Below are 16777 nucleotides of genomic sequence, written 5' to 3' on the forward strand. Positions count from 1 at the left end.
CCCCCGAACCCCCCTGGCCCGACCTGGTCGCCGCCGCCCTCCTCGGCTCCACCCGCCGCACACCCCCCGTCCCCTCCCTCCTCGACACCGCCGCCGCGCGGACGGTGGCCCGCCGCGCCGGGATACGCCCCGCCGCCGCCCGGCCCGCCCCCCTGCCCGCGCCCGCCGACCGGCGCCCCCAGGTCCCCGCCGCCGCGCGCCGGCGGCTGGCGGCGCTGCTCGCCGACCGCGCGGTCAGCGGCAGCGGCACCCGGCGGGGCGCCGCCCCCGACCTCGCCGAGCTGCTGCCGGAGTGGCTGGAGGCCGCCAACGCCCGCGGGATGCAGGCCCCGCCCGAGCTGCTGCCCGCCCTGCTGGACGCCGCCCGGGGGCGGACGGATCTGCGGGCGGCGGTGCTGCGGCTCGGCGGCGGCCGCGCGCTGTGGCTGGCCCGGCTGAGCGGCGAGTGGCGCTTCGCCCTGCGCGACGGCGCCGCGAGCAGCCCCGGGGTCCCCGACCTCGACGACCCCCCGGCGGTGCGGGCCCGCTGGGAGGAGGGCCTGTTCGCCGAGCGGATCGCCCTGCTCACCGCCGTCCGGCGGCGGCTCCCGGCCGCGGCGATCGCGCTGCTGGCGACGAGCTGGCCGCAGGAGAAGGCCGAGGACCGGCTGGCGTTCCTGGACACCCTGCGCGAGGGACTCTCCGGCGACGACGAGCCGTTCCTGGAGGCCGCCCTCGCCGACCGCAGCCGTAATGTCCGCGCCACGGCCGCCGAGCTGCTGACGGCGATGCCGCACTCGGCGCTCGCCGCCCGCATGGCCGCCCGCGCCCGCTCGCACGTCGTGCTGGACCGCACCGAGCGCCAGATCGTCGTCGAGGCGCCCCACGAGTGCGACGCGGAGATGCAGCACGACGGCATCCTGCCCAAGCCCCCGTCCGGCACGGGGGAACGCTCCTGGTGGCTGGGCCAGTTGGCGGCGGCCGCCCCGCTGGCCCTGTGGCCGGAGCTGTTCGAGGGCCGCACGCCCACCGAGATCGTCGCCCTCCCCGTCGCCGACGGCTGGCGCCCCGACCTGCACGCCGCCTGGTGCCGCGCCGCGACCCGCCAGCACGACGCGGAGTGGGCCCGCGCCCTGCTCGGCCCCGCCACGGGCCCCACGGACGGCGGCCAGCCCCCCGGCCGTGACCCGGCGCGGCTGCTGACCGTCCTGCCGTCGCGCGAGCGCGCCCGGTGGGTCGCCGGGGCCATCGACACCCACGGCCTGTCGGAGGCCTTCCGTCTGCTGGGGGTCTGCGCGGTGCCGTGGACGGAGCGCCTGGGCCGGGCCGTGGTCGACGCGCTGGAGATCGCCCGCGACGGCGGCAGCTATCCGTGGAGCTTCAGCGGGGTGATGGGCCTCGCGGAGCGCTCCCTGGCCCCCGCGCACGCGGAGCGCCTGGAGCTGCTCACGCGGATCACCGACGAGACCCCGCCCGACGGCTCCCCGGGAGCGGTCGGCTACTGGTCGGAGGCGTTCCAGCGGCTGGTCTCCACCCTGCGCATACGCGCGGCGATGACCGCCGAGCTCGCGGGCGCGACCCCCACGGCGTGAATCAGGGGCGGCGCGAGCGGCACCGCCCCTGATTCACGTGAAACACAAAGAGCCTCAAGCCGCCTGGCGGACGTGCCCGTTGACCCAGTCCACGACCGACTGCGTCGTCGCGCCCGGCGTGAAGATCGCGGCCACGCCCAGCTCCTTCAGCGGCGCGATGTCGTCCTCGGGGATGATGCCGCCGCCGAACACCTTGATGTCCTCGGCCTCGCGCTCCTTCAGCAGCTCGATGACCTTGGCGAAGAGCGTCATGTGCGCACCGGACAGGATCGACATCCCGATCGCGTCGGCGTCCTCCTGGATCGCGGTGTCGACGATCTGCTCCGGGGTCTGGTGCAGGCCCGTGTAGATGACCTCCATCCCCGCGTCGCGCAGCGCCCGCGCGATGACCTTGGCCCCGCGGTCATGGCCGTCGAGCCCCGGCTTGGCCACCACCACACGGATCGGACCGGTCACACCCATCAATGTCCTCCAATGCGCCTCGGCCCGGCGGGACGCCCAGGACCACCCGGCTCGTCTTGTGAACGAACGTTATCGCCAGCATCCCGTACCCGCTCGTTTCGTGGGGAGGAGCGAGGGGGAAATCACACCCATGGGAGCGCCCCCGCACCGCCTCGGCCCGCTGAGCGCGCTGGTCAGAGCGCAGGTGCTGGAGGTCCTGGTGCTCACGGGCCATCTGCTGCTCTACCCCACCGGTATCCGCCCCGAGCCCACCCCGGCCGACACGGGCCACCGGCTGCCGACCCACGGCCGCACCGCGCCCCCGGTCCTGCTGCTGCACGGGTTCATCGACAACCGCTCGGTGTTCGCCCTGCTCCGCCGCTCCCTGCGCCACCACGGATGGCGCCACGTCAGAGCGCTCAACTACTCCCCCCTCACCCACGACATCCGCCGCGCCGCCGACCAGCTCGCGCACCACGTGACGGAGACCTGCCGGCTGACGGGCCACGACCGCGTCGACATCGTCGGCCACAGCCTCGGCGGTCTGATCGCCCGCTACTACGTCCAGCGCCTCGGCGGCCACCGCCGCGTCCGCACCGTGGTCACTCTCGGTACCCCGCACGCGGGTACGAGAACCGCCTCGTTGCTCGCCGCACACCCGATCGTGCGTCAGATGCGCCCCGGCTCCGATCTCATCCGGGAACTCGCGCTCCCGGCGCCTGATTGCACGACGCGATTCACCGCGTTCTGGAGCGAGCTGGACGAACTGATGATCCCGGCCGGGACGGCCCGTATCGACCACCCGGACCTGCGTGTCCGCAATGTCCCGGTCCGGGGCGTCGGGCATCTCGCGCTGCCCGTCCACCCGGCGGTCGTCGACGCCGTCCGGCGGGCCCTCGCGGACACGGAGAGTGGTCAAGAGTCCACCGGATCAAGGGAATCCGACGGGGTATCCGTGGCCTGAGACTCACGGAGAGTCCCCCAAAAAATCCGTAAATGCCCTGAACTCTCTTTGGCAAAACCTCCAGAAGATTGTCGTGGCCGTTATCCGGCGGGTACAGTCCAGCTCGTTCTTTAGCTGCCGAGCCGAGAGGGACGTGGTGAACGATCATCACCTGTCGGGGGAGATGACCTCGATGGTCCCCGGTTCGGACGGATACGGGTACGACTACGGCTACGGCACGGGTTCGTACGACACGGTCGGTTACGACACCGGCTCGTACACGACAACCGGTTACGGCACCACGGACACCGCGTACACGACCGGCCCGCAGTGGGACACCGGCGCCCAGCAGGCCTACGCCGGCTACGACTCGTACGGCACCGGCACCGGCTACGACAACGGCTCCTGGACCGGCGGCGCCATCCCGCAGCAGGCCGGCCCGGAGCAGTCCTGGGACGCGCAGGGCTGGCAGGACACCACCACCGCCGCCGGATACGACTCGGCCTACCAGCAGCCGGCCGCCGAATGGGACACCGGTTCGCACGGCACGGCCGCCGGCGACTACAACTCGGCCGAGTCGGCGTACGACACCGGCTCCTACGCCACGACCGGCTACCAGCCCGCCGACGACTACGCCGGCGCGGCGTACGCCTCCGACCAGGACGGCATGGGCTACGGGACCACCGACGACCACCAGCTCGCGGACCAGGAGACGACCTCCTGGACCCCGGAGCGGTTCGAGGCGGACCACGACGAAGAGGACGCGGAAGCCGAGCGGGACGACGTCGTCGTACGCCACGAGCCCGTACGCAACGCCCGCCCCCGCCGCTGCCCCAAGCGCTCCGCGCTCCTCAAGGTCGCCGTCCCCTCGCTCGCCGTCGTCGGCGTCGCGGGCGCCGCGGCGGCCACCGTGGGCCAGGCGGCGACGCCCGACGACGGCCGGTCCGTGGCCGCAGCCCCCGATCCGGCGTCGGTGAAGCCCACGGCCGCCAACGCCGTCCTGGACACCCAGCTCACCAGCGCCACCGAGACCGCGGGCGATTTCGCGGACCGCGCCAGCCGCACCCAGGAGCGCATCGACCTCAGGGAGCGCCAGGAGGCGGAGAAGAAGCGCAAGGCCGAGGAGGCCGCGCGCCGCGAGGCCCTGCGCCCCAAGTTCATGCTCCCGGTCGCCGACGCCACGCTCAGCGCGTACTTCGGGCAGGCCGGCGTCAACTGGACGGTCCTGCACAGCGGTATCGACTTCCCCGTCAGCCAGGGCACGTCCGTACGGGCCGCCACGGACGGCACGGTCACCACCAAGTGGGACAACTCGTTCGGCAACATGGTGATAGTGACCGCCGCCGACGGCACGGAGACCTGGTACTGCCATCTCTCCAGCGCCCGGATCCGCTCGGGTTACGTGCAGGCCGGCGACGTCATCGCCTACTCCGGCAACACGGGCAACTCCACCGGCCCGCACCTGCACTTCGAGGTCCACCCGTACGGCGGCGACGCGATCGACCCGCTGCCCTGGCTGCGCAACAAGGGCCTGCCGATATAAGACGCACGGAACGAGCCGCCGACCGGAAGGCAGACGGCTCGCGTGCCAAAAGCCTGATCCCTACAGCTTCTCCACCGGCGCGTACCGCAGCAGCAGCCGCTTGGGCTTGTCGCCCGTGCCGAAGTCGATCGTCGCCTCCGCCTTCACGCCCTCGCCGTTGACCGCGAGCACCGTGCCGAGGCCGAACCGGTCGTGCGTGACCCGGTCCCCCACCGCCAGCGAGATCGCCGGCCGCTCCGGGAGCCGACCGGTCGCGAAACCGTCCGAGCCGCCCCGCCGGGGCGACGTCGACAGCCGCGTCGCCACCGCACCGGCGGGCGACTTCCCCACGCTCGCCGTGCCGGCCTCGCGCTTCCACTCCAGATGCGACGGCGGGATCTCGTCGAGGAACCGCGACGGCGGGTTGTACTGCGGCTGCCCCCAGGCGCTGCGCATCACGGACCGGGTGAGGTAGAGCCGCTCGCGGGCGCGCGTGATGCCCACGTACGCCAGCCGGCGCTCCTCCTCCAGCTCCTTCACGTTCCCCAGGGCCCGCAGGTGCGGGAAGACGCCGTCCTCGAGGCCGGTGAGGAAGACGACGGGGAACTCCAGGCCCTTGGCGGTGTGCAGCGTCATCAGCGTTATGACACCGGAGCCGTCCTCCGCGTCGTCGGGGATCTGGTCGCTGTCGGCGACGAGGGCGACGCGCTCCAGGAAGTCGGCGAGGGTGCCGGGCGTCTCCTCGCCCCGGTCCTGCTCGAACTCCAGGGCGACGGCGGCGAGTTCCTGCAGGTTCTCCACCCGGGTCTCGTCCTGCGGGTCCGTGGACGCCTGGAGCTCGGCCAGATAGCCGGACTGCTCCAGGACGGCCTCCAGGACCGTCGCGGGGCCCGCGCCGGACTCCACGACCGTGCGCAGCTCCTCCATCATCGTGTTGAACCGGCGTACGGCGTTGGCGGAGCGGGCCGCCATCCCGTACACCTCGTCGACCCGCCGCAGCGCCTGCGGGAAGGAGACCTTCTCCCGCAGGGCGAACGCGTCGACCATGGCCTCGGCGCGGTCGCCGATGCCGCGCTTGGGGACGTTGAGGATCCGGCGCAGCGGCACGGTGTCCTCGGGGTTGGCCAGCACCCGCAGGTAGGCCAGGATGTCGCGGACCTCCTTGCGCTCGTAGAAGCGCACACCGCCGACGACCTTGTACGGCAGGCCGACGCGGATGAAGACCTCCTCGAAGACCCGGGACTGGGCGTTGGTGCGGTAGAACACCGCGACGTCCCCGGCCCGGGCGTCGCCCGCGTCGGACAGCCGGTCGATCTCGTCGGCGACGAACTGCGCCTCGTCGTGCTCGGTGTCCGCGACGTAGCCGATGATGCGGGCGCCGGCGCCGGCGTCGGTCCACAGGTTCTTCGGGCGGCGGTTCGCGTTCTTCTCGATGACCGCGTTGGCGGCGGTGAGGATCGTCTGGGTGGAGCGGTAGTTCTGCTCCAGCAGGATCGTCCTGGCCTGCGGGTAGTCCTCCTCGAACTGGAGGATGTTACGGATGGTCGCGCCGCGGAACGCGTAGATCGACTGGTCGGCGTCGCCCACCACGCACAGCTCGGCCGCCTCGTCGCCGCCGCCGACGAGCTCGCGCACCAGCATGTACTGGGCGTGGTTGGTGTCCTGGTACTCGTCGACCAGGACATGGCGGAAGCGGCGCCGGTAGTGCTCGGCGACGTCCGGGAACGCCTGGAGCAGATGGACCGTGGTCATGATCAGGTCGTCGAAGTCGAGGGCGTTCGCCTCGCGCAGCCGGGACTGGTAGAGGGTGTACGCCTCGGCGACGGTCTTCTCGAAGCCGTCGGCGGCACGCCCCGCCCAGTCCTCCTCGTCCACCAGCTCGTTCTTCAGCGCGGACACCTTGGCGCTGAGGGCCTTGGGCGGATAGCGCTTGGGGTCGAGGTCCAGATCGCGGCAGACCAGCGCCATGAGGCGTTTGGAGTCCGCGGCGTCGTAGATCGAGAACGACGAGGTGAAGCCCAGCTGCTTGGACTCGCGGCGCAGGATCCGTACGCACGCGCTGTGGAACGTCATCACCCACATGGCGTTCGCCCGGGGGCCGACGAGCTGCTCGACGCGCTCCTTCATCTCGTCGGCGGCCTTGTTCGTGAACGTGATCGCCAGGATCTCGCCGGGGTGCGCGCCCCGCGCGGCCAGGAGGTGGGCGATGCGGTGCGTGAGCACCCGGGTCTTGCCCGAGCCGGCGCCGGCGACGATCAGCAGGGGGCCGCCGGAGTGGATCACCGCGGCGCGCTGCTGTTCGTTCAGCCCGTCGAGCAGCTCCTCCGGGTCGCCGAGGGGGCGCGGGGCCCCGTCACGGTAGAGGGGCGTCGGCCTGGGCACCCGGGGGGCGCCCAGACTCAGCTGGCTGTCGTCGAAGAGGCTGCTCATCGTCTCCGAGTCTATGCGCCCCCACCGACACCCCACCCCCCGCTCGCGGATCCCGGACCGCCCTCGAAGCCGCCCGACCAATACCCCATGCCGGACATGGCCGCCACACAGTTCCGTAGATCACAAAAAGGTATCGGACATTTCGAACACCAGCCTTCACATTCGCCCCACGGAGTGACTACCGTGCTGCCGCAGCGCCACCGCGTTCCACAACCGGCGTCGAACTCGGAAGGAAGTGGCGAGCCTTGGCTGCCCACCGCAAGCCGCGGACCCGGATCATCGAGACCGCCGTCTCCTCCACCGGCGGCCGGGCCGCCGTGGGGATGACCACGGCCGCCCTCGCCTCCGCCACGTTCCTCTCGCAGACCGCGCAGGCGGACGACCGCCCGACGCTGGCGGAGGTCCAGAAGCAGGTCGACCACCTCTACCACCAGGCGGAGGCGGCGACCGAGCGGTACAACGCCGCCAAGGAGGAGTCCGGCAAGCAGCGCCTCGAGGTCGGCAAGCGGCTCGACGAGGTCGCCGAGCAGACGCAGAAGGTGAACGACGCCCGCCGCGAGCTCGGGCAGATGGCCGCCGAGCAGTACCGCACGGGCGGGGCCACCCCCACGGAGACGTTCATGCTCTCCGACGACCCGCAGCAGTACTTCGACCAGACACATCTGATGGACCGGCTCACCGACCGGCAGAAGTCCACGATCGAGGACTTCCGGGTGCAGCAGACCGAGGCGACGAAAAAGCGCACCGAGGCATCGAAGAGCCTGGAGACGCTGAACGAGACGCAGGCGGAGCTGAAGACTTCCAAGGAGACCGTCCAGACCAAGCTGGGCGAGGCCCGCGACCTGCTGGACAAGCTCACCGCCGAGGAGAAGGCACGCCTGGCGGAGCTGGAGCGCCAGCGCGAGGCGGAGGCCCAGGCCAAGGCCGAGGAGGCCGCACGCCAGGCGGCGGCGGAGAAGGCGGCCGCGGAGAAGGCGGCGGCCGAGAAGGCCGCGGCGGAGGAAGCGGCGGCCCAGGAAGCCGCGGCGGCGGAGCCCGCCCCCACCGAACCCGCGCCGGCCCCCGCGCCCTCCAAGGCCGACCAGGTCATGGCGTTCGCCGAGGCCCAGCTCGGCAAGCCGTACGTCTGGGGGGCCACCGGCCCCGACTCGTACGACTGCTCGGGCCTCACCCAGGCCGCCTGGAAGGCCGCCGGGGTGACCCTGCCGCGCACCACGTACGACCAGGTCAACGTGGGCACGACGATAGCCAAGGCGGATATGCAGCCCGGTGACCTGGTGTTCTTCTACGACGACATCAGCCACGTCGGGATCTACGCCGGCGGCGGCCAGATGATCCACGCGCCGAAGCCGGGCGCCAACGTCCGCTACGAGTCCGTCGACTACATGCCGTTCTACAGCGCGGTGCGCCCGGGGTGATCCCCGGGCGGCCGGGCCGTCAGTGCCGCGTCAGTGCCAGAGCGTGGCGATGAAGATGTTCGCCACGGTCAGCAGCCCGACGGCGCCGAAGACGCCCTTGGACACCTTCTCCTCGTCGCGCTTGACGTAGACGAGCACGAGGATCACCACCAGGATCGCCAGCTTCACGCCGATCTTGACGTTGTTGACGTGGTCGTCCTGCGACTCGTGCACCCCGACCAGGACCAGCCCGGTCACCAGCATGGTCAGCGCGCCGTGCAGCATCGCCGGCACCATCCGCGCGTTGCCGGCGCCCATCGCCTTCATCTGGGTGAGGAACCCGCCCAGCAGCGAGGCGATGCCGATGATGTGCAGGCCGACGAAGACATCGATGAGTACGTCCATGGGACGGAGCGTAGCCACCGCATACCACTGATCGTCTTCGGGGGTGACCCATCCTCCGTTTCGGTCGGGCCAGGTGCCCGTCGGCGCACATTCACGTGATCGGACAATCACGATCCGTCACGTCCCCGACGCATTGCTGTCAGTCCCCGTCAACGCCCCGCCCCCGCCCCGCCCCCAGGTTTAGCTTCCTGGCTGCAGGTGGCCGACTCCCCACCACCGTCGCCCGTACGGGACGGCTGTCGGCCGCCCCCGCCGAGATCCGGCGGCGGCCCCGTCCCTGTGCGTGGCCGCCGCCGGACACCAGTGGAAGGGATGTGAGGGCCCTCGTGGCCGCACACAGTAAGTCCCGGCGCGGCAGATCCCGGCCGCGCCGCAGCACCGTCCGGGTGGCCGGCGTCCTCGCCCTCGCCGGCGCCGCCGGCGCGCTGGGCGGGCCCGTACAGGCCGAGCCACAGCTCTCCCCGGCCCAGGTCAGGGCCCGCGTCGACCGGCTCCACCAGGAGGCGGAGACGGCCACCGAGCGCTACAACGGCGCGCGGGAGGCGGCCGAGCGGGCCGAGGGGCGGATCGACCGGATGCGGGACGCCGCCGCCCGCCGCCGGGAGGAGCTGAACGCGGCCCGCGCGGAGCTCGGCGCGTTCGCCGCCGCGCAGTACCGTACGGGCGGCCTGGACCCGGCGATGCAGCTGGCCCTGTCCGCCACCCCCGACGACTACCTCACCCGGGCGGACCTGCTGCGCCACACCGGCGAGCGGCGGGCCCGGCAGCTGACCGCCCTCGGCCGCGGCCTGCGGGCGATGGAGCGGCTGCGGGACACCGCGGACCAGGAGCTGACGCGGCTGCGGGAGACGCGCGAGGCGCTCCAACGGGACCGGAAGACCGTCGAGGGCAAGCTCGCCGAGGCCCGGCGGCTGCTGAACACCCTCGACCCAGACACCCGCGCGTCCGTGCTCGGCGGGGACGGCGCACCCGCGGTCGCAGCCGACCGCACCTACCGCCGCGGCGTGCCGGCCGCCCCCAACCGGCGCGCCGCGGCGGCCGTCTCGTACGCGATGGCCCAGGTCGGCAAGCCCTATGTGTGGGGCGCCAGCGGGCCGAACTCCTACGACTGCTCGGGCCTCACGCAGGCCGCGTGGCGGGCGGCAGGAGTGTCGCTGCCGCGGACGACATTCACGCAGATCAACGCGGGCCGGCGGGTCTCGCGGGGCGAGCTGGCACCGGGTGACCTGGTGTTCTTCTACTCCTCCGTCAGCCATGTCGGCATGTACATCGGCAACGGACAGATGGTGCACGCGCCCCGCCCCGGCGCGGCGGTGCGGACGGCGCCGCTGGACCAGATGCCGTACGCGGGGGCGGTCCGGCCCGCCTGAGCCCGCCTGAGCCCGCCTGAGCCCGTCTAGCCCCGGCGCCCCGCGTACGCCTCGACCTCGGCCACCGCGGCGTCCACCGCCCGCGCCGCCGCGCCGACACAGGCGCCGGCTCCCGTGGTCAGCGTCACGGTGACGTGATCGCGGGACCGGTGGCCGCCGCCGGTCACGGTCGCGGAGACCTCCGCGAGGGGGCGGGGCGCTCCGGGCGGGGCCAGGGGCGTGAGGGCGACCTCGAGGCCGGCGTCGGTCGTCGCGCGAGCGGCGAGGGCGCCGGCGCTGTCCTCGAGGGAGCCGTGGAGGGGGATGTCCTCGTCGAGCACGGGGGCCCCGAGGCCGTGCAGGGTGGTGGTCCGGCCGTGCACGGTGACCGTGTCGTAGACGGCGGCCTTGTGCAGGACGTAGACCAGGACCATCGCCGTCTGGGCCACGTCCGTCGCGGTGTCCGCGCCGGGCACCCGCGCCAGGCGCCAGGTGTGGCGGCGCGGGCGCAGGGGGACGGGGGTCACGCCGGTCGCCAGGTGCTCGAGGCCGGCGCGGACCGTGTCCCCGTACAGCCACCAGCCGCCCTGGTTGACGCCGAGGAGCCGTCCCTCCTCGTCCACCGCGAGGCGGCCGCCGTTTCCGGTGGCCCCGAAGGGGAAGAGGCGGACGCCGAGGGCGGTGCCGAGTTCCCCCAGGGTGTGGAAGGAGTGGGCGGCCAGCGCGGGGTCCACGGTGCAGCCGGTGGCGGGGACCTGGGCGCCGGGCTCGGCGGCGGGGACGTCGAGGCCGTGGAACTCGCGGAGGGCGGCCTGCGCGGCGGGGAAGGACGTCCAGCCGTCCCCGGACCCGGTGCGGGGGACGAGGCTCACGGTCCTCGCCACGGCCCCCAGCGCGTCCCTCCGGCGGTCCCGCCCCGGCTCCCAGCCCGCCGCGCGCAGCACGGCGCTCACGCGGCCATGACCTCGACCCCGAGCGTGTCGAGGAGGGCGGCGCAGGTGCGGCAGACGGGGGCGTTGGTGCCGTGCTCGGGGTCACCCTGCTCGCGGATCTTCCGGGAGACGATGACCGCGCCGGCGAAGTGGGGGCGGGCGTCGGCCAGGGTCGCGGGGGCGGCGCCCGCCTCGTCGAGGGCCCACAGCTGGTCGGAGACCAGGGCGGTCTCGGAGCAGTACGCGGCGAACGGCTCGCGCTCGGCGGGGGGCAGGGCGTCGAGGAAGGCCCGTACGAGGGGGTGGAGTTCGGGCTCACCGGGGCCGGTGAGGCTCGTCATGCTGTGGACGGCGCCCCGGACGAGGAGGGAGGAGGCGGTGGTGGGGAGGGCGTCGGTCATTTGGGGGTTCCCCCTTCGTTCAGTACGGCGTAGGAGTTCTCGAAGGGGGCGCCCTGTTTCAGCCTGGCGAGGCCGGCGCGGGCACCTTGGCCGAGCCAGTAGTCGCCGGTATGGTGAAGCAGGAACATACGGGCCGCACCGTCCATGACGAGGACGGCGCCCTCGTCGGTCATGAAGCCGACCGGAAAGGCCGGCGCCCCGAAGTGCTCACCGAGCTCGGTGATGTCCTCCTCGTCCGCCGAGCCGGTGTGAATGGGCTCGAAAAATACGGCGTCAGGCTCTCTTCCATAAGGGAATTTCAGCCCACCGAATTCACGCAGGAACGCCCTGACGGGCTCCGTCACTTCCAGCGGAAAGCCGTTCTCCGCGGACTTCTCCCGCACTTCCGCGGTCAGTTCGTCCACCTGGTCACCGATGTCCCGGCCGGGTGTCCAGCCACCGGACCGGAACCACTGGTCCAGCTCTTCCTCGGTCAGTTCGGGCCTCATGCGGCGCCCCTTTCCAGTTCTCAGTTCAGAACCTCGACGCCCAGCAACGGCAGCATCGTACTGCAGGACCTGCAGGGCGGTTTGAAGTCACCGTGGTTGAGCCCGATACCGGGATGGTTGGTGACCTGGCGGGTGTGGACCGCGGCTCCGTCCATCGCCGCCCGCACATCGTCCACCGTCCGTATCGAGGTACCCGACGGATCCATTTGATGCAGCCGGTCCGAAATCAACGCGACTTCCGAACACTGACCGTGCCCCACACCCGGTTCGATTCCCTCCGCCCGCAGTCTCCGCTCCGTTTCGTCGAGCGCCTCCCGCATTCCCGGATGATGGTCCGGGACAAGCGTCTCGCCCTTGTAGTTCTGGAAACTCGTGTGGGCCGTGACGACATCGTTGTGCACCAGCGCGCCCGCACATCCCTTTTTCGTGCGCTCCTGCCCGATCTGCTTGGCCTGCCCGGACTGCGCCGGCCGGTCGGCGTCGTCCGCGAGCCTCCTCGACTCGTCCCGTACGAGCTGCCGCTGCTGGTCCGGGGTCATCCCGCCGGCGTTCGCGACGGGCCGCCGGTGATGCCGCATGTCCCCCGCCGTACGCCCGTGCCACGGCGGCGTGGGCGGCGGCGTGCCACCCCCGCCCGGCCCGTTCGCCGGCGGCCGGCCGCCTCCGCTCGGCGCCCCGGGGCCGTTCCCGGACCCGCCGGAAGACCCCCCGTGCGGCGACCCCGGATCAACGGAGTTCAGCCGCGCCCGCACCGACTGATCGTTCCCCTTGTGCATCGCCGAGATGCTCCGCACGCCCCGCGGCAGATCGTCCCCCATGTGCTTCTGGAGGTCGCCGACCGCCTTCTCCAGCGACGCCATCGCCTTGTCCGCCAGCGGATCGATCACCGCCGTGATCTCGTCCCGCCCCCGCGTCCGGTTGTGATGCCCCTTCGCGGCGCCCAGCTTGGACTTCGTACTGCCGCCGAACTTCACCGACGTCAGCTGCAGCCCCCCGGCCGCCCGGTCGTGCTCGCCGTGCTCCACCGTCAGCGCGCCCAGCCCGCCCAGCCCGTCCGCCGACGCGAGCGTCATGGTCCCCGCCGAGGCCAGCCCCAGCGAGTCCTTCGCCGACTCCTGACCGTCCGCGAAGCCCTGCTTCGCCGCGTCCGCCGCCTGCCCGGCGTCGATGCCGTCCTGGAGGTCGAGGGCGTTGGCGGCGACCTGGATCACCAGGTCCGCGGCCATGCCCTCCAGCGCCGCCACGGCGGGCTCGGCGAGGGCGGACAGGATGTACTCGACGGCCGCCTGCGCCGCCTCCTTGATCAGCCGGCGTACGGCCATCCGCGTCGCCTGGATCGCGGCGGCGCCGGCGGCGGCGGACAGCCCCAGCGTGACGGGCGAGGCGGCCACCGCGGCGGCGGCCTCGGCGGCCAGCGCCGCCAGCTGCGCGATCGCGGCGAGCTTCATCGCGACGATGACCTCGGCGCAGGCGTCCAGCGCGCCGGCCATGATCCGGGCCGCGTTCGCCAGGTCCGCCAGGTGCTTGCCGCGGACCTTCCCCCAGTGCTTGTCGAGCGCCTGGAACGCGAGCCCGTCGCCGGACGAGACGAGCCGCTGCACCGTCTGATTCGCCTCGTGCGCGTCCGTGTCCACGTCGTCGGCGAACTCGCGCAGCGAGTTCGCCATGTCCCGGTACGCGTCCTCGTCGACGTTCGGCCACGAGATCCCGATCAGATCGAGACCCTGCGCGGCCAGGTCGGGCAGCACCACCGACATCGATCAACACCCCCGTGTCTTCGACCTTGGTCCTTTCACCCTGACACGGGGCCGTCAACTGCCTCAAGACCGGCCCGAGTTGATCCGGTCACACCGCCGGCCGTCCGAACCGCGACGTTGCTCAAGATCATCCGTGATCAGGTTGTAATCCAATCCGGTGCAACCTTTCGTACGCCTCAGTAGGTCAATTCACCAGAAGTCCCATTCATAGGCCGGGAGCCCTCTGTGCACAGCAGTCGAATACGCACCGCAGTCGCCGCCACCCTCGCGGCGGCCGTTCTGGTTCTCACCGGATGCAGCTCCGACGGCGGAGACCACGCGTCCAATGCCGGCACCACGGTCGAGCCGACCGTCGACGCCCCGGCCGAGACACCGAGCGAGGAGCCCTCCGAGAAGGAGACCGAGCCGGCGGAGGAGGTCGTCTTCAAGCCCGGCGACAACTCCGACCAGGTCCGCGAGCTCCAGGCCCGCCTCGTCCAGGCCAAGCGCCTGAAGGCGGTGCCGAACGGAAACTACGGCCCGGCCACCCAGGGCGCCGTGACCGACTACCAGAGCGCGGCGGACCTGAAGGTCACCGGCATCGTCTACACCTCGACGTGGGACAAGCTGAAGTCGGAGACCCGTACGCCCACCAAGGACGAGCTCTTCCCGAAGAAGCAGGTCCTGGGCCACGGCGACAACAGCGACAAGGTGCGCGAGCTCCAGGCCCGTCTCAAGCAGCTGGGCCACTTCAAGGACAAGCCCACCGGCTACTACGGCGACGTGACGCAGGCGGCGGTCAAGGCGTACCAGCAGGCCGTCGGCATCGAGGCGACCGGCACGGTGTACGAGGACACCTGGGAGAAGCTGACCTCGCAGACCAAGCAGCCCACGCCCGAGGAGCTGCGCCCGCCGGTCGAGATCCCGGCGGTCGACGGCTCGCAGGCCGACCTGGACGACCGATGCATGACCGGCCGGGTGCTGTGCATCTCGAAGACGTCCAAGAAGCTCGCCTGGATGATCGACGGCAAGGTCTACAAGCTCCTCGACGTCCGCTTCGGCGCCGCGGGCTACGAGACCCGCGAGGGCGTCTTCAGCGTCTACTGGAAGAGCCGCGAGCACGTCTCGACGATCTACGACTCCCCGATGCCCTTCGCGATGTTCTTCGACGGCGGCCAGGCCGTCCACTACTCGGAGAACTTCGCCCAGAACGGCTACACGGGCGGCTCGTACGGCTGTGTGAACGTGCGTGACTACGAGGGCATCAAGTGGCTCTTCGACAGCCAGGTGAAGGAAGGCGACAAGGTCGTCATCCACTGGTGAGCCGCCGGCGACGGTAGCCCGCCCCACAGACCGGCCGGCTCGGTCCCCGCCCCCGCGGGACCGAGCCGGCCGTTCGTATGTCCGCGACACCGATAGAATCGAGACATCTCATCCGTGAACGCCGGAAGGCCGCACCGTGTCCGCAGCGCCCCCCACAGCGACCACAGCCGACGTCGTCCTCGTCGTGGACTTCGGCGCCCAGTACGCCCAGCTGATCGCCCGCCGGGTCCGTGAGGCGCGTATCTACAGCGAGATCGTGCCGTCCACCATGCCGGTGGCGGAGATCCTGGCGAAGAAGCCGGCGGCGATCATCCTCTCCGGCGGCCCCTCCTCGGTGTACGCCGAGCAGGCCCCGACCCTGGACCGGGCGATCTTCGAGGCCGGGGTGCCGGTCTTCGGCATGTGCTACGGCTTCCAGCTGATGGCGCAGACCCTCGGCGGCACGGTCGACAACACGGGCCGCCGCGAGTACGGGCGCACCACGCTGCACGTCTCGCGCCCCGGCTCCACGCTCTTCGCCGGTACGCCGGACGAGCAGGACGTCTGGATGTCGCACGGCGACGCCTGCTCCGCCGCCCCCGAGGGCTTCACGGTCACCGCGTCGACGGACGGCGTGCCGGTCGCGGCGTTCGAGAACGACGAGAAGAAGCTGTACGGCGTGCAGCACCACCCCGAGGTGATGCACTCCACGCACGGGCAGCAGGTGCTGGAGCACTTCCTGTACCGGGGCGCGGGCCTGGAGCCGACCTGGACCACGACGAACGTGGTCGAGGAGTCGGTCGCCGCGATCCGCGCGCAGGTCGGCAGCAGGCGGGCGATCTGCGGGCTGTCCGGCGGCGTGGACTCGGCGGTCGCGGCGGCGCTGGTGCAGAAGGCCATCGGATCCCAGCTGACCTGCGTGTACGTCGACCACGGGCTGATGCGCAAGGACGAGACCGCGCAGGTCGAGAAGGACTTCGTGGCGGCCACCGGGGTGCAGCTGAAGGTCGTCGACGCCGAGGAGCGGTTCCTCACCGCGCTGAAGGGCGTCTCGGACCCCGAGGACAAGCGCAAGATCATCGGCCGGGAGTTCATCCGGGTCTTCGAGCAGGCGCAGGCGGAGATCGTCGCCGAGGCCGGCGAGCACGGCGAGGCCGTGGACTTCCTGGTGCAGGGCACGCTCTACCCGGACGTCGTGGAGTCCGGCGGCGGTACGGGCACGGCGAACATCAAGTCCCACCACAATGTGGGCGGCCTCCCCGAGGACCTGGAGTTCGAGCTGATCGAGCCGCTGCGGCGGCTGTTCAAGGACGAGGTCCGGATGGTCGGCAAGGAGCTGGGCCTGCCGGACGAGATCGTCCAGCGCCAGCCGTTCCCCGGCCCGGGCCTGGGCATCCGGATCGTCGGCGAGGTCACGAAGGAGCGCCTCGACCTGCTGCGCGAGGCCGACGCCATCGCCCGCGAGGAGCTGACGGCGGCCGGTCTGGACCGCGAGATCTGGCAGTGCCCGGTCGTACTGCTGGCGGACGTCCGCTCGGTCGGCGTCCAGGGCGACGGCCGGACGTACGGGCACCCGATCGTGCTGCGGCCGGTGTCCTCCGAGGACGCGATGACGGCGGACTGGACGCGGATGCCGTACGACGTGCTGGCGAAGATCTCCACCCGGATCACCAACGAGGTCGCCGACGTCAACCGGGTCGTCCTCGACGTGACGTCGAAGCCGCCGGGGACCATCGAGTGGGAGTGAGTCTCCCGCAGACCACCGACAGGCGCCGTGTCCAGCACGGCGCCTGTCGCCGTTTCCGGGCCGGATATCGTCACATACCCGTTCATAGGACGGACCTGGTGAACGCGGGCGCA

The 16777-nt window shown here is 71.9% G+C and carries 14 protein-coding genes; 7 read left to right on the forward strand and 7 right to left on the reverse strand.

What is annotated here, in order from left to right; all coding sequences use genetic code 11:
• Nucleotides 1-23: 23 nt before the first annotated feature.
• Nucleotides 24-1571 (forward strand): DUF5691 domain-containing protein, encoded by a 1548-nt coding sequence (locus SRB5_RS36050; protein ID WP_228390627.1) that lies wholly within the window; start codon nucleotides 24-26, stop codon nucleotides 1569-1571.
• 54 nt (nucleotides 1572-1625) lie between these two features.
• On the opposite strand, the gene SRB5_RS32675 is transcribed toward SRB5_RS36050, so the two are convergent.
• On the reverse strand, nucleotides 1626-2033 hold the full coding sequence (locus SRB5_RS32675; RefSeq protein ID WP_153457112.1) for a cobalamin B12-binding domain-containing protein: 408 nt from the start codon (nucleotides 2031-2033) through the stop codon (nucleotides 1626-1628).
• 130 nt (nucleotides 2034-2163) lie between these two features.
• Between SRB5_RS32675 and SRB5_RS32680 the strand changes: the two genes are divergently transcribed.
• Both SRB5_RS32680 and SRB5_RS32685 read left to right on the forward strand, forming a co-directional pair.
• Nucleotides 2164-2976 (forward strand): esterase/lipase family protein, encoded by an 813-nt coding sequence (locus SRB5_RS32680; RefSeq protein WP_153457113.1) that lies wholly within the window; start codon nucleotides 2164-2166, stop codon nucleotides 2974-2976.
• Between the two features lie 136 nt (nucleotides 2977-3112).
• Nucleotides 3113-4498, forward strand: coding sequence for a M23 family metallopeptidase (locus SRB5_RS32685; protein WP_323378868.1), 1386 nt, complete (start codon nucleotides 3113-3115; stop codon nucleotides 4496-4498).
• A gap of 60 nt (nucleotides 4499-4558) precedes the next feature.
• On the opposite strand, the gene pcrA is transcribed toward SRB5_RS32685, so the two are convergent.
• A complete protein-coding gene (gene pcrA / locus SRB5_RS32690; protein WP_153457114.1) occupies nucleotides 4559-6907 on the reverse strand; it encodes a DNA helicase PcrA in 2349 nt (782 codons plus the stop codon).
• A 245-nt stretch (nucleotides 6908-7152) separates the two neighbouring features.
• Here pcrA and SRB5_RS32695 point away from each other — a divergent pair, with 245 nt between their 5' ends.
• The gene (locus SRB5_RS32695; protein ID WP_153457115.1) at nucleotides 7153-8325 is read left to right on the forward strand and encodes a C40 family peptidase; all 1173 of its coding nucleotides are present in this window, start codon (nucleotides 7153-7155) and stop codon (nucleotides 8323-8325) included.
• A gap of 30 nt (nucleotides 8326-8355) precedes the next feature.
• Here the strand turns inward: SRB5_RS32695 and SRB5_RS32700 are convergent, their stop codons facing one another.
• Entirely contained in the window at nucleotides 8356-8709 is a 354-nt protein-coding gene (locus tag SRB5_RS32700; RefSeq protein ID WP_153457116.1) for a hypothetical protein, read from the reverse strand.
• 326 nt (nucleotides 8710-9035) lie between these two features.
• Here SRB5_RS32700 and SRB5_RS32705 point away from each other — a divergent pair, with 326 nt between their 5' ends.
• Nucleotides 9036-10079 (forward strand): C40 family peptidase, encoded by a 1044-nt coding sequence (locus tag SRB5_RS32705; protein WP_323378869.1) that lies wholly within the window; start codon nucleotides 9036-9038, stop codon nucleotides 10077-10079.
• A gap of 26 nt (nucleotides 10080-10105) precedes the next feature.
• Here the strand turns inward: SRB5_RS32705 and SRB5_RS32710 are convergent, their stop codons facing one another.
• Genes SRB5_RS32710 through SRB5_RS37305 form a run of 4 tightly spaced genes read right to left on the reverse strand, consistent with a single transcriptional unit; the run spans nucleotide 10106 to nucleotide 13636 of the window.
• Nucleotides 10106-11011 (reverse strand): SUKH-3 domain-containing protein, encoded by a 906-nt coding sequence (locus tag SRB5_RS32710; RefSeq protein ID WP_194293102.1) that lies wholly within the window; start codon nucleotides 11009-11011, stop codon nucleotides 10106-10108.
• Nucleotides 11008-11391, reverse strand: a complete 384-nt coding sequence (locus SRB5_RS32715; protein WP_153457118.1) for a YwqJ-related putative deaminase — start codon at nucleotides 11389-11391, stop codon at nucleotides 11008-11010. The genes SRB5_RS32710 and SRB5_RS32715 overlap by 4 nt, the downstream gene beginning before the upstream one ends.
• Nucleotides 11388-11879, reverse strand: a complete 492-nt coding sequence (locus SRB5_RS32720; RefSeq protein WP_153457119.1) for an SUKH-3 domain-containing protein — start codon at nucleotides 11877-11879, stop codon at nucleotides 11388-11390. The genes SRB5_RS32715 and SRB5_RS32720 overlap by 4 nt, the downstream gene beginning before the upstream one ends.
• A gap of 20 nt (nucleotides 11880-11899) precedes the next feature.
• Nucleotides 11900-13636: a YwqJ-related putative deaminase gene (locus tag SRB5_RS37305; RefSeq protein ID WP_153457120.1), complete on the reverse strand. Its 1737-nt coding sequence runs from the start codon at nucleotides 13634-13636 to the stop codon at nucleotides 11900-11902.
• A gap of 225 nt (nucleotides 13637-13861) precedes the next feature.
• Here SRB5_RS37305 and SRB5_RS32730 point away from each other — a divergent pair, with 225 nt between their 5' ends.
• The gene (locus SRB5_RS32730; protein ID WP_153457121.1) at nucleotides 13862-14938 is read left to right on the forward strand and encodes a L,D-transpeptidase family protein; all 1077 of its coding nucleotides are present in this window, start codon (nucleotides 13862-13864) and stop codon (nucleotides 14936-14938) included.
• A 136-nt stretch (nucleotides 14939-15074) separates the two neighbouring features.
• Complete coding sequence (gene guaA / locus SRB5_RS32735) at nucleotides 15075-16664, forward strand: glutamine-hydrolyzing GMP synthase (RefSeq protein ID WP_323378870.1); 1590 nt, start codon at nucleotides 15075-15077, stop codon at nucleotides 16662-16664.
• The last annotated feature ends 113 nt before the right edge of the window (nucleotides 16665-16777 follow it).

This window comes from Streptomyces smaragdinus (assembly GCF_009604385.1).
Lineage (GTDB): Bacteria > Actinomycetota > Actinomycetes > Streptomycetales > Streptomycetaceae > Streptomyces > Streptomyces smaragdinus.